The organism is Cutibacterium modestum, assembly GCF_008326345.1.
GTDB lineage: Bacteria > Actinomycetota > Actinomycetes > Propionibacteriales > Propionibacteriaceae > Cutibacterium > Cutibacterium modestum.
In genome coordinates this window covers 176,368-201,374 of record NZ_BJEN01000004.1, presented here as the reverse complement: position 1 = coordinate 201,374, position 25,007 = coordinate 176,368, and the positions used below count along the sequence as shown (strand labels likewise).

Here is a 25,007-nt window from a genome sequence, read left to right as displayed (position 1 = left end):
GGGCGGACAGTCTTATGCAACTGCCCCGCCTTCGTCCATATTTCTTGTTATCTGTATACCTCGCCCGGATCAACCCGAGGAAGCCATGACGAACACTCAATCATCCACCATCGCCGGTTACCCACAATCGGCGCACATCGTAAACTCAAGAAGGCATTAAACCGTTTTGGGTCGGTACGTCGTCGGCTGACGACCTGATCGACGTCGAACGCCAGGTAAAGCCCTTGCCACCGTCGAAGCTCAGCGTGAGGGAGGTGTGAAGGCTCCTTACACCGATTCGATGTCGCTATACGAGCCAGTGGTCTTGGATACCACTGCCCTACTCGGGGCAGCTCCGCAGCGGTTCGCGGGGTTGGAAGACTTAGAGCTGTACTTTTCCATGGCACGAGGCGACGCCACTCGTCCGGCTGCCGAAATGACGAAGTACTTCGGCACCAACTACCACTACATCGTCCCCAAAATCGGCCCGGACACGACGATCGAGCTGGCCGACCGTCACCTCGTCGAGCGCCTGGCCCGGTTGAAGGACCACGGTCTGTCCATGCACCCAGTCGTCGGCCCCGTCACCTGGCTGGCCTTGTCGAAGCCGACCGTCGAGGGGTACGGCGTCTTCGAGCGTTTCGACGACGCCGTCACCTCCGTGGAGGCGGCCCGCTCGAAGATGGAGCTACTGAGGACCCCTCGAGGAGCACGCCTTCACGCACGACCTGGGGCCCGGTATGTGGGACATTCACTCCCCTCGCGTCCCCCTACTGACGAGATCGACGACCTACTGGGGCCGCCATTCACGTGCTTGACCCAGACTAGTTGTGAGTCAACCCGGACTGCGGCCTCAAGACCCGAAAGTATGACGAAACCGTGGCTTCCCTGCGCAACACAGTCAAGGCGGCCAAGAGGTTGCGAGCCCAGCACTCCTGACGCGAAACCGTGCTTTGATCCTCTGTCCGTACCCTGACCAGGGCTGACGAACCCATGACCCCGGCGGTGATCCCGTCGGAGTCATGCATTATGAATCTTCATGCTTCTTGGCGACGGCTACGATGAGGCTCTCAGCCTCTCGGATATGAAAATCAAAGACAATGTAAAGAAAAACGCATGCCAGGAGCATTCTGAGTTCATCTACTAAAATTATCACCAGCGCGACGGTACGGGTTACTCAAACAAAAATCCCGCCGCTGCATAGACGCCCACGGAATCGAGCCGACAATCAAGCTCTCTTTCCAGTCATCAATATAGATCTTTTCTCTCCCGAGATCGCGAGAAAAATTATAGGAAGCTGAAATTATAGAGGATGCGACAGCTGTAGAAACAAGACTCACCAAGAGAGTTTTAATGCTCACTTGAGTCCATCGCCGCGGAGAATCAAATAGCAATATCAAAGACCCCAAGAGAAACACTCCTACTATGAGAGCAATTGCTAATAGTGTTCCAGCATCAACAAGCAGCCGGGAAGGAATTTCGAAGATGCTGCAATAGATCCTACCCCACACTACGAATACGAGAACAGGGTTCCATTCGCTGTCGAGAGTTCCTTCGCGTCTCCTGAGACCTCTTTTTGAAGAATAAATAACCCCACTAGAGAAAACCAGTAGGCTGGGATATATCAGCAGCACTGGATCTTGTAAGCTGCGGATTTCGAAGTAGGAAGGTTGAACCAGAGAAAACCCGCCAGAACGACACCTGCGCATTTTACCGCTAGAAATATAACCAGCAGTAGACCCGTGCGGATCAGTTCCCATCGCAAGGAATTGTCGAGGATCAGGATGATCCCCACAAGAAGAATGAACAAGAGCATGCGATCAGGAATTATCTTAAAAGTCCAGAGGAGGTTTTCCGGGATTATCGCCAAGCCCAAATCGGCTCTTTACAGATGAGGGTGTGGATCGGTAATTGAACCCCATGCCCGGATACAAGCCGAGATCCTTGGAATAATGGAGGTTCCTACACAGCCATCGTCAAAGACCTCGACATGGACCACGCTACCTTTACCACGCCTGACCTGACCACGTTTTGCCGCCTTGACGACCTCGGCCTGACGCTCACGGGTCAACACTTCGAGCCCGAGCTAGCCGCCTTGTTGTGTCGCCCGACCGAGCCGAACGACTGGTGCCACCGTTGCGGCTGTCCTGGCCAACTCCGCGACAGTGGAGTCCGCAAGTTAGCTCATGTTCCGTTCGGGTGGCGACCCACCATCCTGCAAGTCCGGCTCCGTCGTTACCAATGCACCGACTGCGGGATGTGTGGCGTCAGGACTTGTCGAGCGCGGCGCAGCCGTGCTCGTGCCTGTCACAAGGAGCATTGCGGTGAGCGTTACCACCTATTCATGTCCCGCATCACGACGGCGTTGAGGGTCGCCTGGAACACGGCCAACGAAGTGGTCCTGACTGAGGGTAGACGAGTCCTGATCGACCGCCCGGCCGCCTCGATAATGTCACCGTCGTCGGGGTCGACTAGCATGACTGGCGGCATATCCGCCGCGGCGACAAGTACGTCACAGTGGTCATCGACCTGACCCCCGCCAGTACTGACACCGGACCGGCCCGGTTACTCGCAATGGTCGAGGGGCGTTCAAAACAAGCCTTCAAGACCTGGCTCGCGTCACAGCCCCCAACATGGCCAGACGGGGTGAAGATCGTCGCGATGGACGGGTTCACCGGCTTCAAAACCGCCGCCAGCGAGGAGATCTCACAAGGCCACCGCCGTGATGGACCCTTTCCCCACGATCCGCCTGGTCGGTAACGCGCTCAATCTGTGTCGGCATCGTGTCCAGGTCGAGGCCACGTGGGCGGTCTACCAGCGCATGATCACCCCCTATCGTGCCAGTACGAGAGCACAAGGCAGGGAGACCATGATCAGCCTGATCGACTCACTCGGATCAGCATCTCCCACCAGCCTAGTCGAGGTCTGCAAGCTCGACCGCGCCCTGACCATGCGCCGCGGTGACGTCTTGGCGTTCTTCGACCACGATGAGTCCAGCAACGGCCCCACTGAGGCGATCAACGGCCGACTCGAACACTTCCGCGAAACCGCGCTGGGCTTCCGGAATCTCACCCACTACATCGCCAGATCGCTACTCGAGGCAGACGGGTTCAGGCCCTAGCTACACCCTCGATTGTAAAGAGCCCAAAAAGCCGTCTACTTCTCCCCGATCAAACTCAACAAGCGGAGATCCTGACATGAGCCAACAGGACAGGGCGAACCGTTCTTTCAATTTCAGACGAACCATGCGAAACCTCACATCACTCAAGTAATGTTAAAGAATATCCATCCGAAACAAGTCAGCACCCTCGTCAAACAGTCAAACCAGACCCACACAACGCATTCATCACATAGAAATTCTACAAAACCCCAAATCGAGATACTGACCATGTAACAGATCATTACGTTTACCTATCAGGACACCAGCATCCAACAAAACCGGCATCTCACAACCGGTACATTAACGTCGAGGATCAAGCAGAAAATCCAACTGCCACAGCTAATCAACCGACTGCAAAAACCTAGCTTTAATAAAAACCGATACCGAACCCACCCAAATTCAAACTATAATCTCTCATTCACTCACAATTACACCTCCCGATCACATTCATGCTCTAATATTTCGTCAACTGGACACCATAACGTTACTCCCGCCCAAGCGGAGAAAAGTCATGCCCTGATGCACCACTATTCTACCAAGATCGACACCCACCAGGTTCTGATTAATCATCGTTTCCTGCGTCAAAAACCCACTCGCCAACGAGTATTACCCGATAGGTGCAGTGCTCGAATCACACGTTCACGATGAGGCCTTCTGTCCCCACGAAAACAGACAGTAAATTCGACCAAAATGAACAATTACCACCAATTTAATAGCCCCAGCAGCACATCACTTAGCAACAGTTTCTGGCAACTTACTTACAAGCGTTAACCGTCATCATGTTGTCAAGCACAAGTTTCTTCAGAGCTGATCTGAAGCGCCATGATCCTGAGTTAGATGAGCATTATTAGGATAGTAGGATTAAATCAATAGCACTGAATTATGGCATTGGATCAATACTGAAAAAACGCCCCAGGCGAAGTTGTGTACTCACGACGAAATACCACGCGCCAGTGGCATAGAAATTTAAATCCTGATAAATGCAGATCTAAAACGGTATTAATTACACCTCCGAGATCAAATTCCTACCCACACCAGCGCACGCAAAATATTTCTAAGACCGAAAATGATTTAGCGATAGCCACACACCGACATGTGCAAGAGAACGCACCGTCTGTGCTATTATTTATTCATGCAAAATTCCGAGGCAAGTTCAACAGCTCCAGCACCAATTGCTGCGATTGATCGAGCTCTCTCAGTCCTAACTACTCTTGCAGAATCCGGTCCTGACGGGATCTCACTCACTGAGCTCTCTCAAGCATTGGCTTCGAACAAGTCGACTATTTACCGTGTCCTCCATACGATGAAGTTAAGAGGTTTCGCTGTCCAACATAGCAACAACGGAAACTACTCGCTTGGCGCAGCCGCTCTTTCTCTTCATCATCACTTTCCGCAAGATGCGATGTTGCGCCGCGATCTGCAACCCGTGCTTGCCGCGCTCTCGGGTTCCGCTCACGAACTCATTCACCTCGGGACGCTCTCCGGCGATCGCGTCCGCTACCTCGACAAGATTGAGCCCGATCGTGCTATCGCCGTTCGTTCACGGATTGGCCTAACTACGTACGCTTACACCACAGCGTTAGGGCGATCGATCCTGGCTGGCCGCGCTATTGAACCAGCGTCACTTGGCGCATACCTTCCAGATTTTGTCGAGCATAGAAGATCGGCGCTTGATCATTTCACGAGAGAAGTGGAGCGAGCCAAACACGTCGGCTGGTCTCGAGAAATTGAGGAAAACGAGCCTGACGTCGCTTGCATTGGCATCCCCATTACTCTTCCAGACGGAGATATCGTCGCGTTATCTATCACAGCTCCTGCTGCACGGATGACGCCGGAGCACATGGCAAAGGTTTCCGCGACGGCCTTCCGGACGGTGGATCAATATCTCCCAGACGGCTACACGCGAGTCATCCCCACTTAGCCCCGGTATAGCCCTATGAACGCAACCCCTTTGCAGGTTGAGGTTATAGGCACAAATGTGTGTATGGGGTGAGCGTGTCATGGTTGGTGTCGGCCTGCCCGGCCTCATTGGATGCCGTTGCCATCTTCCCAGGAGAAGTTGGTGTCGGGCTATGGTCCGAGGGACTCTGTAACCCCGACGTGGGGTGGCTTCGGGGCGGGTTCCAGGGCTCTTGGCTGGGCCAAGCTCCAGGGATCGTGGGGCTTACAGGAGAGCTGGTTGAGCAGTCAGTTGACTGCGCGACGGACGAGGTCTTCGGACATGCCTCGATGGGCCCGCAGGAGGTCCTTGATGGCCTTGCTTCGGGCCGCCCTCCAACGGTGAGGTCGTCCGAGGGCGTGTCGGGGACTTTTCGAGCCAGACGAACAGCTCACGCCGCCGGATCAACCCTCGCAGCAAGGTTTGGCACTTGCGCAGTTCGCGGTGGGTGCATCACTACGTGGCAGTCTCGCCCAGTCCCGGCGGCCGCTCGCGATGCTTGCCGGCGTACGTGGATGCGTTAAGAACGTCTCCCAACGCGACTCCCAGGCCGCGTACTCGACCAGCCACGCAGTCGCTTGATCCAGGTCCAAGACCTGCATCAGCGCGCGTGTGAGCGCGCGGAGCTCCTTGCCAGCCTCCAGCCGAGGCCGCATCGTCAGGTGTCTGGTGATACTCTCGAAGATGTGGAAGTAGCAGCGTTGGATGCGCGTGGAAGGCCAGCACTCGGACACGGCCGCGCCGATCCCGACCACCTCCGGGGCCGGGATCCGCTCCAGTAACGCAACCCATGCGACTTTCCCGTTCGCACCCACTGCCAGCCCAGCACGTGCCCGCCATCGAACGCGATCAGCACGCACCAGCCCTGGAGGTAGGTGCCATCACACATCACCACGTCCAAGACCTCACCGGTAGTGGCAGGCTGCGGCACCTCAGTGTTCCAGCACCACCAGGTTGCCGCTCTAAACCCCCGCGCGCTGGCCGCCCCATCGGCCGGCTGCCGCGACGTTTCCAACAGCCAGGCAAGGAACCGGGCTGTGCTCTGCGGGTTATAGGCACACATGTGTGTATCGGGTGGGGTGTTGTTCGGCGGCTGGCTAGGGGTGATGCTGTGTTGAACGTGCTTCGGGAGCATGTTAGGTGCAGGTTGCGAGGAATCATCCGTGTTGTGGTGTATGTGGCGCGAAGTTGGTGAAGAACAGTTGGACGTCAGCCGGACGGGCCAGATGGCGATGTCGATCGTGTGGGGCGTCATCGCTCCAGCGCCGCGAGGATGTGACCCGCGGGTTGCGCTCTGTTTTACGTACGACGGGTTGACGCCAACGCCTCAGCCACGCAATAATCGTTTCATACAACGACGTACATGTTTCATTCACTGAAATAAGGTTGGCAAAGTGGCTGACATACCGTCGACGGGTTTTCCCACCCTGTCTGAAATCACGGCTCATAAGCTTGTTCCCGTAGTAGTCATCAACGACGCCGATCAAGCCGATGCGCTAGGCGAAATCTTGTTCGCGGCGGGCTCCCAGTTGCAGAAGTAACTTTCAGAACGGACGCGGCCTCTGCTGCGATCTCAAGCCTTTCGCACCGCGGAGACATCCTTGTTGGCGCAGGCACAGTCCTGACACCTAAACAAGTCGATGAGGCAGTAGACACTGGCGCTAACTTCATCGTGTCGCCCGGCTTAGATGAAGATGTTGTGGTCCGGTGCCAGGAAGTCGGCATCCCCTGCTTGCCCGGCATCGCTACAGCATCGGAGCTAATCAAGGCGCTAAAGCTCAGTATAACAGCAGTAAAGTTCTTCCCTGCCTCGACGGCTGGCGGACCTAAGGCCATCAAGGCCCTATTCAGTGCATTCCGCCAAGTTGATTTTCTACCTACTGGCGGAATCAACGCGGAAAACGCTCGTGAATACCTGAATCTCAGTTGCGTACCTGCAGTAGGTGGTAGCTGGATGGTTCCATCCAAGCTGGTTGACGCAGGCAAGGTCGCCGAACTTGTTGACCTAATCTCCACAGCAGTGGCTACAGTTAATGATCTCGGAAGTGACCAAGCATGAGCACCGAGAACCTCCAGCTTCGGCCAGCCACCAGCTGCATGTACGATGCGTTGTCCCTCGGCGAAGTCATGCTCCGCCTCGACCCCGGCACCCGCCGCATTCGAACCGCACGCACCTTCGACGCTTGGGAAGACGGTGGTGAGTACAACGTGGTGCGCGGATTACGCAAAGTCTTCGGCCTACACACAGGTACTCTAACTGCGCTTGTCGACAATGAAGTTGGTCGGCTGATCGAGGACTTCATGATGACGGGTGGCGTTGACACCTCTCTGATTCACTGGGTGAAATCCGATGGCGTGGGCCGATCGGCACGCAACGGACTCAACTTCACTGAGCGCGGTTTCGGTGTCCGAGGAGCAATGGGAGTATCCGACCGCGGGCACACCGCAGTTTCACAGATGAAAGCGGAAGACCTGGATCTCGATCGGGTTTTCGGTGAGATTGGCGTTCGTTGGTTACATACGGGCGGGATATATACCGCGCTCAGTGAGCAAGCAGCCGATACCGCCCTCAAGGTGTTGAAAGTTGCACGCAGCTACGGCACGGTCATCTCGTACGATCTCAACTATCGTCCGAGCCTATGGAAAGACCGAGGCAGTTTAGACCGAGCGTGCGAGGTTAATCACGAACTTGCGAAGTACGTCGACGTCATGATCGGAAACGAAGAAGACTTCACTGCGGCGCTTGGATACCAAGTCCAAGGGGTGGACGAAAATCTTTCAACTCTGCCGGTCGATTCCTTCAGGAACATGATCGAGTTAGCCACTACTGATTATCCGAATTTCAAAATTGTAGCAACGACGCTTCGAGCAGTACATACCGCGAGTATTAACGACTGGGGCGCGATCGCATGGTCTCGCACCGATGGCTTGGTACAAGCGATCCAGCGTGATGCCCTCGAAATATTCGATCGAGTAGGTGGAGGTGATTCCTTCGCATCAGGACTCATTTACGGTCTACTGACCGGAGCCTCGCTGGAGCGCGCGGTGAACCTTGGCGCAGCCCATGGAGCAATCGCGATGACTACGCCTGGGGATACCTCCATGGCAACACTTTCGGACGTTCTCAAGCTTGCCGACGGCGGCAACGCAAGAGTCATCCGCTAACGCCAATACGATAATAGAAAGGTCAACGATGACATCCACAGTAGAGCTTGATGCGCGAGCAGAAAGACGAACCGTTATCGCTTGTGGCTTGGAAACCATGCTGGAGCAGTTCAACTTTGCGGTCTACGGACTGGCAGCCGCACTCGTCTTTCCGTCTGTTTTCTTTCCTGAGTCATCGCCGCTCGCAGGCGCGCTCATGGCTTTCGCCGGATATGCAGTAGGTTTTCTGGCTCGCCCAGTTGGCGGAATCTTTTTCTCCCATTTCGGTGAGCGACACGGCCGTAAATGGATTCTTGTTACCACTCTTTTCCTTATGGGCGGTGCAACATTCCTGATCGGTTGCCTTCCAGGACATCAAACAATCGGCCTCTTCGCTCCTATACTTTTGTTCACACTTCGTCTTGCACAGGGATTTGGAGCCGGTGCCGAGCAGGCTGGAGGAGCAACTCTCCTTACCGAATCTGCTCACATCGGCAAGCGCGGTCGTCGCTCCTCTGTTGTGATGATTGGCGCAGCTGCAGGAACCGTAGTGGGCACACTGTTCTTCGCAGTGGTCCAGTGGCTCATGCCTAAGCAAGTGTTTATCGACTGGGGGTGGAGACTCGTATTCTGGCTGTCAATCCTGATCACCCTCGCGGCGTGGATCATCCGGCAAAAAATGAGTGAGTCTCCTGTATTTCAGGAAATGCAGAAGAACACCGAAGTTAACAAAGCCGCGGCAGCACCGCTGGAAACCGCAGTAAAGAGTGGATGGAAACGCATTCTCCTCGTAGCTGCGATGAACTGGGGGCCTAACACCCAGTCCTACACAGTTCAGACATTCTTCGTCACCTTCGTGACTGCACACGTCATGATTCCGGGCACTACTGATTTTGTTGATAAGTCCACAATCACTGATATTCAGCTGGTCGGCGCGCTAGTGGGCATGGTAAGCACCTACTTCTGGGGTCGCATGTCGGATTGTTTCGGCCGTAAGCCTATGTACATCTTGATTGCCGCCGCAGGGATCGTATTGCCGTTCGTCTACTTCACAGCTCTCTCCACTGGAACCGTGCTCTTAATGGGCTTTGCAGTTTTCCTGGGGTACTGGTTCGCAGCATACGGAAACGTAGGCGTACAGATGGCCTACTTCCCGGAGCTCTTCGAAACCCGCTACCGCTACACTGGCGTGACTATCGCCCGCGAGCTGAGCTCAGTGCTCGGTGGCGGCATCGCACCAATGATCTCCTCAGCCCTTCTGCTCACCTTCGATATGTGGTGGCCAGTAGCTGTGTACATGGCATTCACGATGCTATGCACCACGATCGCGTCGCTCTTCGCACCAGAAACACTTGACCGCGACCTTACCCTTCTACACGATGCTGTAAATGGTGAGGCGCACACGGCTAAAGGGGCACTCCATTGAACTGCAGGGGATCCAACCATTGCCTAATCACTGATTTTCCCTCGTTTTAGAAGTACTTCTCAGTCGACGTCTTCTCCGAAAAAGGCGTCAATTGAGAAGTATTTCGTATAGCGGCGGACCATGACGGCCGCTCGACCAAAACTAATACCAACTAGCATTCAATGCGCTAGCCGAAGAAAACGCCCGAATACATCCAGAACACAAGAAGCCCGCTGACCCACTCAGCAACCAGAAGCCCCAGCGCGGAATAAACGAGCACTACCAGCAGTAATTCACCTAGCTCGGGAATGAAATCAACATCAGGTACAGCCCATTCCGCCGGTTCCCCTCCTCGACCGCCAAAGCCGAACTCACCGAGGGGGCAGAGGCAGAACCATTAACTATGAGGTCAGAGATAGCAAGACCGCTTCCTGAGATACGTAAGTGTATACGTGTTTTTCTACACTGTTTGAGACTTCGTCAGTAGACCGTAAACCACTTCAGTATCGCCAACTTCCTGTTCAAGATGGTCCCGGTTCCCTGGCGGTTCACTAAAAAGATACCTAGAGGAACGCTTCACAAGATAGCTGCATCCAGTCGATCGGCGACTCGGCGATATCGGCCGACACTGGCCAGGGGGATGCATGCATCCGTCATTCCAACCGACCATGTCCGACGATTGTGCTCGTGACCAACCGGAAAGGTGACACCGTCGAGTACGCAGACACCAGCTGCAGATGCGTGTCTTAACACGCGTGCATGGTGCCACGCATACTTCACCCACGCAGACACCGTCGCTACCCTGCTCCAGCGAGACATTCGCCAGCGCCTCTACGGGAAACTCACCGACGGCATGGGAGACTGCATCAACGAGGCAATCCATCCAATTCTGTTAGGCTTCTGTCAGGCCTGGAGCGTCGAGGACCATCGACTGCCGCCGAACTCGGTGCCATGATCGACATCGACCGCTCCGTCATTTCCCGCCATGCGAGCATCTTGGAGCAGGCGGGACCCCTCGCCCGCAGCCCAGACGAACGCGATCGACGCTGGACGGCGTTGTCACTCACCGAAAAAAAGTCAGAAAGCTGTCGCCACGATGCGTGAGCGTCTGTCATCTATCATCGACGACTTTCTCGACGAAATGGCCCGAAGACCAAGGGTCAACCTTTGCGACGATGCTGACGGCATTCGTCACGACAAGACCCTTCACCAAGTAACCACGGCAACACAGCACAGCCCCAGAAGACCGCCAACCCAGGGACGTGGTCAAGTGCGCCCAAAATCACCTCACAAAAGCGCATCCACCAAGCCACCTGCATTCACCAGAACACATCAGGGAAAACACGCATCTCAAAAGAAGAATCCCCATGAAACGCGATACCCCACTCTCCCCTCGCACTCGAAGAACCGTCTTTGCACTGATATTCGGGGTCATCCTTCTCCCACCCGACACCAGCGTCGTCAACGTGGCAATACGACCGCTGACACAGATCTTTGACACAACCGTCACCGTGGCTCAATGGGTCATCACCGGATATGCACTGGCTTCGGTCGTAGGAATCGTCATCACCAGTTTCGCAAGCCGACGCTTCGGTGTCACCGCTAGTCTGGCGCACCGCGAACATTATCTTCACAATGACCTCGTTGGCATGTGCCCCTTCTCGGAACATCCAATCCCTCATCGCATTCTGTGTAATGCAAGGATTCACTGCCGGGCTGTCCATGCCGACAATGCAGACGATCCTCATCAGTAGCGCCGGCAAGGCCCAAGCCACCCAGGCCATGACGGTCGTGGGACTACCCGCCGTCATCGTCCCGGTGCTTGGCCCATTGCTGGGAGGATTCCTGTTGGACAAGGTCAGATGGTAGTCCATCTTCCTCATCAACGTACCCATCGGTGTCATTGCACTCGCCCTGGCCATGCGCATCCAGTCACGCTCGACTCCAGAAGACGTCCATGAGCGACTCGACGTCACCGGGTTCATCCTCCTTGCGCCGAGACTCGTCCTCGCCGTCCAAGGTCTGATCAGCACCGCAACCCCTGGACATGTATCCACCGCGACAGTGTGTCCGGTCGCCGAGACCGCGCTTATCACTGGTTACGGGTTCTGGGCCACACACCCCCGAAGCCATTCATCGACCTCGCCACATTCACCTACCCCTCCTTCACCAGCACCTGGCTGACCCTCACCCTGTCAAGCATCGTCTTCTACGGCGGCCTGTTCCTCATCCCGCTGTGCTATCTGGACATCCACGGATACACCCCGCTGGGGGCTAGCCTCCCGTTGCCGCTGCTCGGCGTCGGTACCTACATCAGTCGAAGCCTGGCTAACCGACTGATCGGACTATGGGGGACCCGGACGACGGCCTACCTGTTCATCGCCTGCACCCTCATGCTCACAGCCACCAACGGCATCGGACACGCCGCCCTCGCCCATTTGATCATTTGATCATCGTGACGGCATTCCTCGCCGTCATCGCCATTGGCTTACAACGTGGCAAGATGGTGCGGCAATGACAGCCGACACAACCGCAACAGGCGACCATCGAGCGTTCAAAATCCCGTGCTGACAATCTGAGGCAATCGTTCCCGTCCGAACTCCACAACGCGCGAGCACCCACGACCCTAACCGGCGAGTGATTACCACGCGGACGACGATCGCCGACGAACCACGCCAATGCCAGGGAACACGACGGGGCGGGTCCGGGGGCCACGAACACCTCGAACTCGCCCCCGCACCTCCAGACGGCCACAAGAACGAATGGAATCAAGCGGTGGGCCTACCGTTCTCGTCATCGACGTAGAACCTCTTTCTGACCGCACCAGAGAATCCAGCATCCATCGCATCGTCGAATCGCTCTGGAGATCGGTGCGCAAGGACAAACGAATGGACAGCCCACCCCTAGCGCCATCAACGGCTCGCTATAGGCGAAACCACCCTGGGGCAAACGACACACCGGGAAGGAATTCGTCCTCGAAGGAGAACACAGCCCCTGATTCCAACACCCGAAGGAACGACCGTCAGATCTTGACGACGACCGGCACGATCATAGGCCGCCGTCGCAACGACCGTGACACCCACCGACCTATGGTCCGACGCACCACCTGCTGTAACCGGTGGGTGTCGTCCATACCGCCCTTCATGGCGTTCTCTAGCTCGGTGACGATCTGGTCGGTGATCTCCGCGAAGACTGAATCGTTCTCGGCGACACCGCGAGCCTGAATCGCCGGACGGGACACCACGGTGGCTGAGCGGGTATCGACCGCGGTAACGACTGACAAGAAGCCCTCTTCCCCGAGGATACGGCGATCAGTGAGAGTGTCCTCGGTGAGTTCCCCCACCCCGGAGCCGTCGACAAGGATGTACGACGCGTCGATCTTGCCAACCACGCGCGGTACACCATCGACAAGATCAATAACCCCGCCGTCTTCGACGAGCACAATGTTCTTCTCGTCGACACCGGTAGCCCTGGCCAGGTCGGCATTGGCAACGAGGTGACGCACCTCGCCGTGAATCGGCATCACGGCACGCGGGCGCACGATGTTGTAGGCGTACAGCAGCTCTCCAGCCGCCGCATGGCCCGAGACGTGAACCAATGCGTTGCCTTTATGCACCACAGTGGCACCGAGCTTCGTCAGACCGTTGATCACGCGGTAGACGGCATTCTCGTTGCCTGGGATAAGAGAGGATGCCAGCAGGACGGTGTCTCCCTCGCCCACCTCGATGTCCCGGTGCTCCCGGTTGGCGATCCTTGCTAGGGCCGACAGCGGCTCTCCCTGGGACCCGGTGGAGATGATGACGACCTCGTTATCCCGGTAATGATCGACGTCGCGCAACTCAATGACGGTGTTCTCTGGAACATCGAGGTAGCCGAGATCCTGAGCGACAGCCATGTTGCGGACCATGGAACGACCGACGTAACAAACCTTGCGGTTATGGTGGACGGCCATATTGAGCACTTGCTGGACGCGATGCACGTGGGAGGCAAAGCAGGCGACAATAAGCTTCTTATTTGCCTTCTCGAACACCCTCTCGATGGCCGGCTCGATCTCGGTCTCGGACTTCACGAACCCGGGAACCTCAGCATTCGTCGAGTCGACCATGAAAAGATCGACCCCTTCCTCGCCGAGTCGCGCGAAGGCACGCAGGTCGGTAATACGCCCATCCAGCGGCAGCTGGTCCATCTTGAAGTCGCCGGTGTTGATGAGAATTCCGGCATCGGTGCGCACACACACTGCCAGGGCGTCAGGGATGGAGTGGTTGACGGCAATGAATTCCAGGTCGAACTGCTCGCCAACCTCGGCGACGTCACCCTCGTGGACAACATTGAGCTTGTAACCCTTGATGCGGTGCTCACGCAATTTCGCCTCGACCAGCGCCAAGGTCAACTTGGATCCGTAGATCGGGATATCGGGGCGACGCTTAAGCAGGTACGGCACCGCGCCAATGTGGTCCTCGTGGCCATGGGTGAGCACCAGCGCCTTCACCTTGGATAGCGTCTCCTCATCGAGGTAATCCAGCCCAGGAAGCAGCAAGTCGACCCCCGGGTGGTCGTCCTCCGGGAACAGCACCCCGCAGTCAATGAGGAGCATCTCCCCATTGATCTCGTAGCACGACATGTTGCGCCCCACATCCCCTAAACCTCCGAGGGGGATGATGCGCAAAGCGTCCGGTTGAAGGTCCGGGGGTGTCGTCAATCCAATCTCTGCCACGGCATTTAGCCTATCGGGGGCCTGTGACAGGTTCGCCTTTCCGTGTTCCAGCAGTCTCGTCGAGAGCCTGAGAGACGAAGCGCTCCGCTCGCTGCCGCAACTCTTCTCGGGCCTGATGGGTAGGCAGCGTCGGATCAGGATACATAGGCGAGCCCACTCTCGCCTCCAATTGGGGACAGCGCCATCTCACTCCCACGGTGCGTCCCGTCCGCACCAAGGCCACAGGGACGACAGGAGCACCCGTGCGCACCGATAAAGCGAAAGCTCCGGGGCGGAAGGTGTTAACCGAGGTCTCGTAACTAGTGATACCCCCTTCCGGGTAGATAACGACGCAGTCCCCCTCGGCCAGAGCCTCGGCATTGCCTGCGAAAAACCCTCGCACGTCGGTGGTGTTAACCGGAATAGTGCCAAAAGCCCGCAAAATGAGCCCTGCTACCGGGATGTCAAGTTTGAAAGCTGAGAATTGAACCTTAGGCTGGCCGGCCAAAACACTCGTACCAAGGCCAGGCAGTCGAAATCATGGACGTGATTGCTAACAACAATCGTCCCTGGGGCGAGATGATGATGTCCGCGCCTACGGAAGGCGAAGGCGATCCCGGTAAGAACAACCGCTGCCGGGCCAACAATCGCCACGTAAGCGATCCGCTGAACCTTCTTCATCTAGTCGACTCCGAAACTGCAGCATCGAACATCGCAGTCAGTAGGCGGGCGGAGTGGTCCAGGGCGTATTCCTGCCTGCAGCTCGCCTGAGCCTTGCCGGCTGCCTCGCGCTCCTGCGGATGCTCCAACCACCAATCGATCTCGGTAGCCATCGTCTCTGGATCACGAGGAGGGCACAACCCGTGCTCAGCTACCCGGCAAAACTGGCTGGTCGCCGATAACGGGCTGTCAACGATGAGGCACGGCAACCCAACGGAGGATGCCTCCAAAGCGGCTAGCGACTCGATCTCGACGTCGGCAGGGTGGACGTAAAGGTCGGCTGCTCGCAGTTCAGCGATGAGATCGTCGGGTAGGTTATGGTGGACGAAGGTTGCGTCAACACCGACGCGGATCGCCCGCTGCCGCAGTACGTTTCGCTGCGGCCCACGACCGGCCACCACGAGATGGATCCGGTCACGGTGACGGGAACGAGCCACCGCGTCAATGAGAACTTCAATGCGCTTCTCTGGAGAAAGCCGACCGACCGTCATAATGGTCGCCGGGTCAGAGCTATCGAGGGTCCAGGTCTCGCGTGGCGGGCCCGGACAAAACTGCGGTGGCACCCCGCTTGAGATGACATGAAGGTGCTGACGATAACCGTGAAAACGCAATTGCTCGGCGATGAACTCACTGGGAGCGTGAATATGGGACACGTCGTGATAGAAAGCCCGCCACAGAATCTGATAGGTGCGATCAGCTAGCCGTCGAGCATTGGCCAGGTGCAGGTTGTAGGTGATGTTCTCAGGTTGAACATGAAAACCCGCAGTTACTGGGACGCCAGCACGGCCCGCTACATGCTTGGCGCAGACACCTATCGGCGAAGGCATGACGACATGCACGACATCCGCATTAGCCACCGTCGAGGCAACTATTACCTTGACCGGACGCGCGAGGTCGACGCTCTGGACGTCAGCCAAGTGCGAGACGACCGGTAGATAAGAGTTGGCACCCCGACCACCGGGATGCCGTCAGTATCAGACATGGACGTCGCTGCGGCGCTGAGGAGTCGAACTTGGTGCCCTTGAGCGCGCAGTGCGTCGGAAAAGCGAAGTGTCGAGGCCGTCGTCCCGTTTCCTGGCCTGAGGGTGTCAACCACAAGAAGGATTCTCATACGGCAGCACCGCCACCGATCGTCTTTACGACTGCCTGCATAGACGCCATTCAGCCTTGACCCCTTGTTTCTGGTCCGAAAAAGCATGTGGGGCCCGTCCCTATCGGACGGACCCCACAGCGACCACTCAGAACCGAGGAATGTTCCTCATATTCGACGTGGCCATCGAGACAGCCTCCCCGGCACCGCGGTTGAGCACGATCTTGCTCATGGCGGTAGCGAATCCAATCATCTGCTCGCCCTTGATTTCAGGAGGCAGAGACAAGGCGTTGGGGTCAGTAAGCACCTCGACCAAAGCCGGACCGTCAAAGTCCAGCGCGTCACGAAGAGCACGGCGAATATTGCGCGGATCATCCACCCGTTCGGCGTGATATCCAATCGCCTTGGCGACACCGGCATAGTTGACGTCGTGGACGTCGGTGCCGAAGTCGGGCAATCCGTTGACAAGCATCTCCAGCTTGACCATGCCGAGGGTGGAGTTGTTGAAGACGACTACCTTGATTGGCAGGTTGAGCATACGTGCTGTCACGAGCTCGCCAAGGAGCATCGAGAGGCCGCCGTCGCCGGACACGGAAATGACCTGTCGACCAGGGTGTGAGGCCTGGGCGCCGATGGCGTGTGGCAGGGCATTGGCCATTGATCCATGCAGGAAGGATCCGATGAGACGACGGGTGCCGAGGGGATCGATGTACCGAGCCGTCCACACGTTGCACATACCAGTATCGGCGGTGAAGATGGCATCGCGGTCAGCCACCTCGTTGAGGACGTGAGCGACGTACTCGGGATGGATCGGCTTCATGTGATCAACATTGCGAGTGTACGAGCCAACCGGGGCCTTCATGATCTTGGCGTGACGCTTGACAGTGGCTTTGAGGAACTTATCGTCATGCTGCTTCAGCAGCGGGGTGACGGCGTCGCAAAGCGCCTTGACGTCAGCGTGGATCGGGAAGGACACGTCAGTACGACGCCCCAGTTTTTCCGGGCAGTTGTCGACCTGGACGGTGAGGGTATCGGGGAGGAACTGGTTGTAGGGAAAATCGGTTCCCAACAGGATGAGAACTTCGGCATCATTCATGCCCGCGGCAGCGGCACCGTAGCCCAGTAGGCCTGTCATGCCGACGTCGAAGGGGTTGTCGTACTGGATAAAATCTTTGCCCCGCAAGGAGTGGCCGACAGGGGCCTTGAGCTTGTCAGCCAGAGCGAGGACCTCATCGTGGGCGCCTTCCACACCGGCACCGGCAAAGATGGCAATCTTCTTGGCGTCGTTAAGCAGCTTGACCAACTGGCGGACGTCCTCCGGGTTCGGCTCAATAGACGGCCGACGGCTCGGGACAAAGACCGGGGAGGAGGCAACAGCCTTCTTATCGGAAATATCACCTGGAAGGGTGATAACGGAGACGGTGCTACCAGAGACCGCGTGGCGGATGGCCGAATTGACGACGCGCGGAGCCTGCTCCGAGGAACAGACCAGCTCGCAGTAGTCGGAGCACTCCACGAAGAGACGGTCTGGATGAGTCTCCTGGAAGTAACTCATGCCGATCTGGACGCTGGGGATGTGGGAGGCGATGGCCAACACCGGTACCTGGGAACGGTAGGCATCGAAAAGGCCATTAATAAGGTGGAGGTTGCCCGGCCCGCAGGAGCCCGCACATACTGCAAGCTCACCGGTCAAGGACGCCTCTGCGGCCGCCGCAAATGCCGCGGCCTCCTCGTGCCGAACATGCACCCAGTCGATGCCACCCTTGACGGAGCCGCCCGTTTTACGAACCGCATCAACGACCGGGTTAAGAGAGTCACCGACGATGCCGTAGATCCGTCGCACCCCCGCATCGAGGAGCTGTTGGACGAGCTGTTCGGCAACATTCATGAAAGGGACCTCCGCGGTACTGACGACATATGACGAGCGGCCGACCGGCCGCACACCAGCATACGTCTTATCGCCCTAGCCTCGTCTCACCCTTCGCGCGAAGCGGATCACCGTCCCGTCAGGTCGGACAGCTTCACCCCGGTACCAACCAGAGAGAAATCCAGGCCTTGTGACGTGGCTTTCAGGGATTCGTAATGCAGATTTCCCAGATCGGGAAGGGTGAACCGTGAGGTAATCCCGTCGAGGATCGGTTTGAGCAACACGTCGGGGATTGGAATGTCATCGAGGCTCGCCGACGGACTACTCAAAGTCACCCGCCGGGAGGTGGTCTTCACCCCAGGCACGGCAGTGATACTGACGTCTACCCGGGCTCCCAATACCGTCACGATCGCCACCCTGCCGGTTTCCCCGGTGTCGTCGTTATAGGTGACCTTTCCACCCGCCAAACGTGACAACTCGGACCAGTCAATACGGCCCGTGGCCGACATCGTCTCAGCCACTGCTTGAGATTCCTCGCGGGCATGCCGAATCCCATTGGCATGGATATCGACGTCACGGAAGGTCACCGTGGTGTCATCCCGGTCCACCGTCGCCTTCGAGATGGTCGTGTCGATCCCTTGTAACTCGTCGGTGACCAGCACTCCGAGAAAAGGCAGGTTGTGAATGGTCACCCCAACTGTCGAGGCATTGGCTCCTATGGACTTCGCAATAGTCGCCGCAATGTCCTTCTCAGCTCTCGCCCTAAATGTCTGATCGACGATCGCTGCCACGACCGCAAGTAACGCGATGACGACGAGAGCGACCAGCCACTTGATAAAGCGATAGGGGTGACGATCACGTCCGACCGTCACCACAGCGCCAGAACCGGCCGGCGGCCTCGGCGGAAGCACCTGAGTCGGCTCGCTTGGCGTTATCGAGAACTCAGGACGCTCATTCAAGTCCCAGCAACCCATCGATACCAATAGTGAGACCAGGACGATCAAGGACTCCGCGAACCCCCGTCAACACACCCGACATGAAGGACACTCGGTCCATGGAATCGTGACGGATCGTGAGAGTCTCCCCCTCGGCCCCGAACAGCACCTCCTGGTGGGCAATGAGACCACGCAGGCGCAAACCATGGATGTGGATCCCATCAACGACAGCTCCACGAGCTCCATCGAGCTGACTCTTCGTTGCGTCTGGGACCTCTCCCAAACCAGCTTTTTCACGTGCGGCGGCGATCTTGGTCGCGGTGGTGCGGGCAGTACCGGACGGTGCGTCAACCTTATTGGGATGGTGCAACTCAACGATCTCCACGGACTCGTAGAACCTGGCGGCCTGCTCGGCGAAATGCATCATGAGGACAGCGCCGATAGAAAAATTCGGGGCCACCAAGCAGCCGGTATTCGGATGAGCAGCGAGCTGGTCACGCAAAGCCTGGTATCGCTCGTCGTCAAAACCAGTTGTGCCGACGACGGTGTTGATGTCATGGGAGATCGCCCATGACAGGTTGTCCATGACAGCGTCGGGAGTGGTGAAATCGACGATGACGTCGGCTCCCAAAACGGCGGATCGGTTGTCTCCGCTGTCAATAGCCGCAACAAGTTCGGTGTCCTCGGCCTCCTCGACAGCCTGGCACACCGCAGCTCCCATACGTCCCTTGGCTCCGAACACGGCAACCTTAATCATCTGGACCTTCCTTTCTGACAGCGGCACCTCTCCTGGCGCCTGATCCAGACTACCTAGCAGGGCTGACGATGCTAGACCGCATTCATTCCGCGCAACGAACGGGCTGCCCCGGCATAAAGCCGGGGCAGCCCGCAAACGTCAATTCTTTTAATAATTACAACTCACTCGTCGGTGTCGTCATCTTCCTCATCGGAGGCCAACACCAATGAGAGCTTGCCGCGGTCATCAACCTCGGCGATCTCCACCTGGATCTTCTGGCCGACCGACAGCACATCCTCAACAGCCTCGACACGCTTACCGTCGTTGAGGTCGCGCATCTTGGAAATGTGCAGCAGACCATCCTTGCCGGGCAGCAGAGAGACAAAAGCGCCGAAGCTCGTCGTCTTGACGACGGTGCCGAGGTACCGCTCGCCGACCTCGGGCATCTGTGGGTTGGCGATCGCGTTAATCATCGAACGGGCGGACTCGGCCGAATCGCCGTTATCAGCCCCGATAAAGATGGTGCCGTCATCCTCAATGGAGATGTTGGTGCCGGTATCGTCCTGAATCTGGTTAATCATCTTTCCCTTCGGACCGATGACCTCACCGATCTTGTCCACCGGGATATGCACGGTGATGATGCGCGGAGCAGTCGGGGCCATCTCGTCAGGAGAGTCGATGGCGTCATTCATAACCTCAAGGATCGCGGTGCGCGCTTCCTTGGCCTGCTTGAGAGCACCGGCGAGCACGTCGGCGGGGATGCCGTCGAGCTTGGTGTCCAACTGAAGCGCGGTGACGAACTCACTCGTACCGGCGACCTTAAAGTCCATATCGCCGAGGGCGTCTTCAGCACCGAGAATGTCGGTGAGGGCCAGGTACTTGGTCTTGCCGTCCTCGTCAGTCTCGCTCATGAGACCCATGGCGATGCCAGCAACCGAGGCACGCAGCGGCACACCGGCATTGAGCAGGGCGAGGGTGGAGGCGCAGACCGACCCCATTGAGGTCGAACCGTTAGAGCCAATAGCCTCGGAAACCTCGCGGATGGCGTAGGGGAACTCCTCGCGGGTCGGCAACACCGGGATGAGGGCCCGCTCAGCGAGGTTGCCGTGACCAATCTCGCGGCGCTTCGGGGAGCCAACACGGCCGGTTTCACCAGTGGAATACGGCGGCATGTTGTAGTTGTGCATATATCTCCGGGAGGTTTCCGGGGAGAGGGTGTCGAGCTTCTGCTCCATGTCGAGCATGTTGAGGGTCGACACGCCGAGGATCTGAGTCTCGCCGCGCTGGAAGAGAGCCGAACCGTGGACCCGCGGGATGATGCCGACCTCAGCCGAGAGGGAGCGGATATCACGAGGTCCACGACCGTCGATTCGCACGCCCTCATCAAGGACACGCTTACGGACGATCTTCTTCATGACGGCCTTGAAGGCTCCGGAAACTTCAGCCTCCCGTTCCGGGAAGGTCTCAGCGAGCTCGGCCTTGATGCGAGCCTTGAGCTCGGACTCAGCCTCTTGACGCTCAAGTTTCGCAGCGATCTGCTCGATGCGGGAGAGCTCGTCAGCGGCCTTCTCCTCAACAGCAGCGTAAACGTCGTCCTCGTAGTCTTTAAAGACCGGGAAGTCGTAAGTCTCCTTGGGCAGTTTGGCGGCCAGGGCGACCTGGGCGTCACACAGCACCTTGATGAACGGCTTTGCGGCCTCCAGGCCGGTAGCGACGACCTCTTCCGTCGGGGCGGTGCGCCCACCACGCACGAGGCTCCAGGTAGCCGGGGTCGACTCTGCCTCAACCATCATGATGGCAACGTCGCCGTCGGCGAGCACACGGCCAGCGACAACCATGTCGAAAGTCGACTCCTTGCGCTGGTCGACGGAGGGGAAGCACACCCACTGGTCATCGATGAGGGCCATCCGGACGCCGCCAATCGGCCCGGAGAAGGGCAGACCAGCAAGCTGGGTGGACATCGAGGCGGCGTTGATGGCGACAACGTCGTAGTAGACGGACGAGTTGAGAGCCATAACCGTGACGACGACCTGGACCTCGTTGCGCAGCCCCTTGACGAAGGAAGGGCGCAGCGGGCGGTCAATGAGGCGGCAGGCAAGGATGGCGCCCTCGGAGGGGCGTCCCTCACGGCGGAAAAAGGAGCCGGGGATACGTCCGGCAGCGTACATGCGTTCCTCGACATCGACCGTCAGCGGGAAGAAGTCGATGGAATCGCGGGGAGTCTTAGCAGCCGTGGTCGCTGACAGCAGCATGGTGTCACCATCGAGGTAGACGGCGGCAGATCCATCCGCCTGCTGGGCCAGCAGTCCCGCTTCAAAGCGAACGACGTGCCTGCCAAACTTGCCATTGTCGATGATGGCCTCGGTGAATTCGAGTCCGGGTCCCTCCACAGGGATGTCCTTTCGCAGGGCCGACCGCCGCCCACGGGCGCTCCACAAGGCACCCCTTGATAAACCACACCGGTCTTCGATCGAAGCCGCCGGGATCACGCCCCGGTAGCCACTACCGAGGACCCATGTGTCATGGGGAGGCAGTCGACGGTTACAGTGATTTTTTAGTGTGGCCTTGAGTCTAGGGCATCGGCAGTCCGTCCCACGAATTGCCGGGGTAGACGCGGTTGTCGTCGCAAGTTGGGCAACAGAGTATTCTGCGAACGCAACGAGCGGACACAGTGAACGGGACGCCCTTGTCAGGGCACCCCGTTACACACGATCTACAATGCTCAGCGACGCAGACCCAAGCGAGCAATTAGCTCACGGTAGTGCTCAATGTCATTCTTCGCGATGTAATTGAGCAAACGACGACGCTGACCAACCATGAGCATCAGGCCACGACGCGAATGGTGGTCGCCCTTGTGAACCTTGAGGTGCTCAGTGAGCTCGGCAATGCGCTTTGTGAGGATGGCAACCTGAACATCGGGGGAACCCGTGTCTCCAGGATGGGTCGCGTACTCTTCAATGATCTTCTTCTTCTCAGCAGCATCCATCTCAGTAGGTCCCTTTCTGTCCGTTGCGCGGCGTCCCCGACGCTCTGATTGCAGGAGACTCTTCCAAGGCCGCGGCCGATCTGACGGCAACTGGGTGAGTGTATCAGGTCTCCCCCATTGGGTGCGAATCCTTACGCTGGACCAGGTGTAGCCGACAGAGGCGAAGCTCCAATCAAATCCCTCGCCCAGCAGAGCCAACCGGTAGCCAAAGGGGGTCCCGAGCCCGCTCAGGCGGCGTACCCTCAGGACAGAGCTCGCTTAGCTGCCTCGACATCGTCGCTCATCTGAGAAATGAGCGGCTCAATCCCGTCGAACTTAATCTGGCCGCGCAGCCACTCAGCGAAGGTCACCGTAACGTCGACTCCGTACAGCTCCAGGTCATCACGACCGATGACGTAGGTTTCGACGCGTTGCTCAACCCCCTCGAACGTCGGATTGGTGCCGACCGAGATTGCCGATGGCAGGCGACGGCCAGCGTCCAGGCCGCCGCTGGGCTCAAGCCATCCGGCGTACACCCCATCAGAGGGGACGGCGCGGTCCCGGGGCGCAACGAGGTTGGCCGTCGGGAATCCGAGTTCGCGTCCCCGCTGGTCGCCCATCACGACGACTCCACCAACCTCGAACGGTCGCCCCAGCAGTAACGCCGCCTCGGCGACCTTCCCTGCAGCAACCATTTCGCGCACCCGAGTCGACGAGACCGTCACCCCCGAGATAGCCACGAGGTCCATGGCGTGCACCTGGAAGCGACCGTGTCCCATCTCAGTCAGAGCATCTGGTGTACCTATTGCGTGACGTCCGAAGCGGAAATTTTGACCCACCAGCACATGCCTGGGTTGCAAGGGCCCGAGCACCCGCTCCACAAATACTGCGGGGGTCCAGCTGGCGATCTCGGGAGTGAAATTGACCACGCGCACTTCGCTGGCACCGGCATCCTTGAGCCACTCGATTCGTCGCTCCAGCGGGCACAGCAAGGCCGGGGCCCGGTCAGGGGCCAGGACTGACAGCGGGTGGGGCCAGAAGGTGACGACGACGACACAGCCGTCCGGATCGACCCTCTTGGCCTCCTGAACAAGGGCCTGGTGGCCTCGATGCACACCATCGAAGTTTCCGATAACGACAGTCGACGATTCCTCGGGAACAGACACGTCGGGCAGTCTATGGTGCGAACTCGGTTCAACCCGAATTCCCGTAGTCGCCCCTCACCCAACACAGGAGTCGAGGGCAGCAGGGGAGGTGAATCCGTGATTGTCGTCGGGCTGCCCGGCGACGCGGAGACGCGCCCTCGGGACACGGAACCCGCCGCCCATATAAGGCGGCCGGTATCGATGCCTGACTTACTTCCCGGCGAGTTTACCGGTCTTGAGCTTGTCAACCCAGTCCTCGTTGCGCGAGGTCCATTCGGCCACGGCCTTCTCCTGGTTCTTGCCACCGTACTTGTCCGCAGAGAACATGATGTCCTCGAGGTCGGAGAGCGTCTTATCATCAAAAGCCATATTGCGCATCAGCTGAGCAGCCTTCGGGAAGTCCTGTTCGAAGCCCGAACGGGCGAAGCTGTAAATCACCTCAGCATCGCCCATAGCCTTCTTAGGATCCTTCAGATCACGGATCGGGAACGCACCGTAGGCCCAGTGGGGACGCCACAGAGTCACCGCGATATCACGTTTGGCGTCAGCGGCCTTCTTCAGCTGCGACAACATCGCAGGTGTCGACGAAATCTTGAAGCTGAGGTTGTTCAAACCATATTTCGGAATCGCCGACTGCTGGGTTACCTTGGTCAGGCCGGCACCGGCCTCGATGCCATAAAGGGTGTTGCCGTACTCATCACCTATCGACTTCAGATCGCCGATGGTCTTCGCCTTGGAGTCCTTGTTGACAACGATGGTGAGCTTAGCGTTGTCGTACCAACAACCGAGGCTCTTCATCTTGTCCCCGTAGCGCTTGACATAGTCAGCGTGGGTTATGGGCAGCCACGTGTCGGTGAGGAGGTCGATATCCCCGGCGACAAGTCCAGCATAACCTGGGCCAGCGTCGAAGCCCTTGATCGTCACCTTGTATCCGTCCTTCTCTAGGACGTTCTTCATAATCCCGGCAGTCGCGAAGGACTCGTCCCAGCCGTTGAAGGCACCAATAGTGATGTCCTTCTTGCCGTCAGCCTTCATAGCAGTGGTGTCCTTTGACCCTTCGCCCGGGGTGCAGTTGGCCCACTTCGTGTTGACGTTGTCAGAACCGGCGTCGGTACCGCCGGGTTCCCCGTTTCCGCTGTTGGTGGCACCGCATCCGGATAGAGCCAGGGCCCCGATCGCCAGGGCGGATGCGACGGCGATGATCTTGCGTTGAACCATGCTTCTGCTCA

The 25,007-nt window shown here is 58.0% G+C and carries 18 protein-coding genes and 5 pseudogenes; 12 read left to right on the top strand and 11 right to left on the bottom strand.

The genetic code is table 11. The features are described 5' to 3' along the window. Positions 1–238 precede the first annotated feature (238 nt). The 10 genes and pseudogenes from F1563_RS15005 to F1563_RS14470 all read left to right on the top strand — a co-directional run. A pseudogene (locus F1563_RS15005) lies at positions 239–955 on the top strand (uroporphyrinogen decarboxylase/cobalamine-independent methonine synthase family protein); the annotation flags it as partial. Positions 956–1,969: 1,014 nt separating this feature from the next. Continuing rightward, positions 1,970–3,100 (top strand): annotated as a pseudogene (locus F1563_RS12495) (transposase). 1,132 nt (positions 3,101–4,232) lie between these two features. Then, positions 4,233–4,460 (top strand): annotated as a pseudogene (locus tag F1563_RS14945) (helix-turn-helix domain-containing protein); the annotation flags it as partial. A gap of 81 nt (positions 4,461–4,541) precedes the next feature. Further along, positions 4,542–5,060: an IclR family transcriptional regulator gene (locus F1563_RS12490; protein WP_002527153.1), complete on the top strand. Its 519-nt coding sequence runs from the start codon at positions 4,542–4,544 to the stop codon at positions 5,058–5,060. Between the two features lie 1,158 nt (positions 5,061–6,218). Continuing rightward, positions 6,219–6,362 (top strand): annotated as a pseudogene (locus tag F1563_RS12480) (transposase-like zinc-binding domain-containing protein); the annotation flags it as partial. A 110-nt stretch (positions 6,363–6,472) separates the two neighbouring features. Further along, positions 6,473–6,619 carry a hypothetical protein gene (locus tag F1563_RS13770; protein ID WP_002527149.1) on the top strand — a complete coding sequence of 49 codons (147 nt, stop codon included), beginning with the start codon at positions 6,473–6,475 and terminating at the stop codon, positions 6,617–6,619. Between the two features lie 20 nt (positions 6,620–6,639). Further along, positions 6,640–7,137, top strand: a pseudogene (gene eda, locus F1563_RS12475) (bifunctional 4-hydroxy-2-oxoglutarate aldolase/2-dehydro-3-deoxy-phosphogluconate aldolase); the annotation flags it as partial. Next, positions 7,134–8,243 (top strand): sugar kinase, encoded by a 1,110-nt coding sequence (locus F1563_RS12470; protein ID WP_002527147.1) that lies wholly within the window; start codon positions 7,134–7,136, stop codon positions 8,241–8,243. The pseudogene eda and the gene F1563_RS12470, both read left to right, overlap by 4 nt. A gap of 28 nt (positions 8,244–8,271) precedes the next feature. Then, positions 8,272–9,648 (top strand): MFS transporter, encoded by a 1,377-nt coding sequence (locus tag F1563_RS12465; protein WP_227432019.1) that lies wholly within the window; start codon positions 8,272–8,274, stop codon positions 9,646–9,648. Between the two features lie 738 nt (positions 9,649–10,386). Beyond that, positions 10,387–10,731, top strand: coding sequence for a MarR family transcriptional regulator (locus F1563_RS14470; RefSeq protein WP_227432018.1), 345 nt, complete (start codon positions 10,387–10,389; stop codon positions 10,729–10,731). Positions 10,732–10,946: 215 nt separating this feature from the next. On the opposite strand, the gene F1563_RS12450 is transcribed toward F1563_RS14470, so the two are convergent. Beyond that, positions 10,947–11,309: a hypothetical protein gene (locus tag F1563_RS12450; protein ID WP_162096747.1), complete on the bottom strand. Its 363-nt coding sequence runs from the start codon at positions 11,307–11,309 to the stop codon at positions 10,947–10,949. Here F1563_RS12450 and F1563_RS12445 point away from each other — a divergent pair. Together F1563_RS12445 and F1563_RS12440 are read left to right on the top strand one after the other, a co-directional pair. Next, positions 11,263–11,496 (top strand): MFS transporter, encoded by a 234-nt coding sequence (locus F1563_RS12445; RefSeq protein ID WP_081414847.1) that lies wholly within the window; start codon positions 11,263–11,265, stop codon positions 11,494–11,496. The genes F1563_RS12450 and F1563_RS12445 overlap by 47 nt on opposite strands. Positions 11,497–11,693: 197 nt before the next feature. Continuing rightward, entirely contained in the window at positions 11,694–12,077 is a 384-nt protein-coding gene (locus tag F1563_RS12440; RefSeq protein WP_002527141.1) for an MFS transporter, read from the top strand. Positions 12,078–12,649: 572 nt separating this feature from the next. Here F1563_RS12440 and F1563_RS12435 read toward each other — a convergent pair. The 10 genes from F1563_RS12435 to F1563_RS12385 all read right to left on the bottom strand — a co-directional run bounded on the left by F1563_RS12435 (position 12,650) and on the right by F1563_RS12385 (position 24,996). Beyond that, the gene (locus F1563_RS12435) at positions 12,650–14,341 is read right to left on the bottom strand and encodes a ribonuclease J (protein WP_002527139.1); all 1,692 of its coding nucleotides are present in this window, start codon (positions 14,339–14,341) and stop codon (positions 12,650–12,652) included. Positions 14,342–14,351: 10 nt separating this feature from the next. After that, on the bottom strand, positions 14,352–14,828 hold the full coding sequence (locus tag F1563_RS12430) for a lysophospholipid acyltransferase family protein (protein ID WP_002527138.1): 477 nt from the start codon (positions 14,826–14,828) through the stop codon (positions 14,352–14,354). Between the two features lie 169 nt (positions 14,829–14,997). Continuing rightward, complete coding sequence (locus tag F1563_RS12420) at positions 14,998–15,957, bottom strand: glycosyltransferase (RefSeq protein WP_002527137.1); 960 nt, start codon at positions 15,955–15,957, stop codon at positions 14,998–15,000. A 321-nt stretch (positions 15,958–16,278) separates the two neighbouring features. Then, entirely contained in the window at positions 16,279–18,072 is a 1,794-nt protein-coding gene (locus F1563_RS12415; protein ID WP_007433514.1) for a pyruvate dehydrogenase, read from the bottom strand. A 53-nt stretch (positions 18,073–18,125) separates the two neighbouring features. Further along, positions 18,126–18,932 carry a DUF2993 domain-containing protein gene (locus F1563_RS12410; RefSeq protein ID WP_172623720.1) on the bottom strand — a complete coding sequence of 269 codons (807 nt, stop codon included), beginning with the start codon at positions 18,930–18,932 and terminating at the stop codon, positions 18,126–18,128. 16 nt (positions 18,933–18,948) lie between these two features. Further along, positions 18,949–19,689, bottom strand: a complete 741-nt coding sequence (dapB, locus tag F1563_RS12405) for a 4-hydroxy-tetrahydrodipicolinate reductase (protein ID WP_007433516.1) — start codon at positions 19,687–19,689, stop codon at positions 18,949–18,951. Between the two features lie 161 nt (positions 19,690–19,850). Next, complete coding sequence (locus F1563_RS12400) at positions 19,851–22,058, bottom strand: polyribonucleotide nucleotidyltransferase (RefSeq protein WP_002546415.1); 2,208 nt, start codon at positions 22,056–22,058, stop codon at positions 19,851–19,853. A gap of 332 nt (positions 22,059–22,390) precedes the next feature. Then, positions 22,391–22,654 (bottom strand): 30S ribosomal protein S15, encoded by a 264-nt coding sequence (gene rpsO / locus F1563_RS12395; RefSeq protein WP_002514283.1) that lies wholly within the window; start codon positions 22,652–22,654, stop codon positions 22,391–22,393. 242 nt (positions 22,655–22,896) lie between these two features. Next, the gene (locus F1563_RS12390; RefSeq protein ID WP_002526964.1) at positions 22,897–23,799 is read right to left on the bottom strand and encodes a bifunctional riboflavin kinase/FAD synthetase; all 903 of its coding nucleotides are present in this window, start codon (positions 23,797–23,799) and stop codon (positions 22,897–22,899) included. Positions 23,800–23,988: 189 nt separating this feature from the next. Next, entirely contained in the window at positions 23,989–24,996 is a 1,008-nt protein-coding gene (locus F1563_RS12385) for a glycine betaine ABC transporter substrate-binding protein (RefSeq protein ID WP_002526965.1), read from the bottom strand. Between the last annotated feature and the right edge of the window lie 11 nt (positions 24,997–25,007).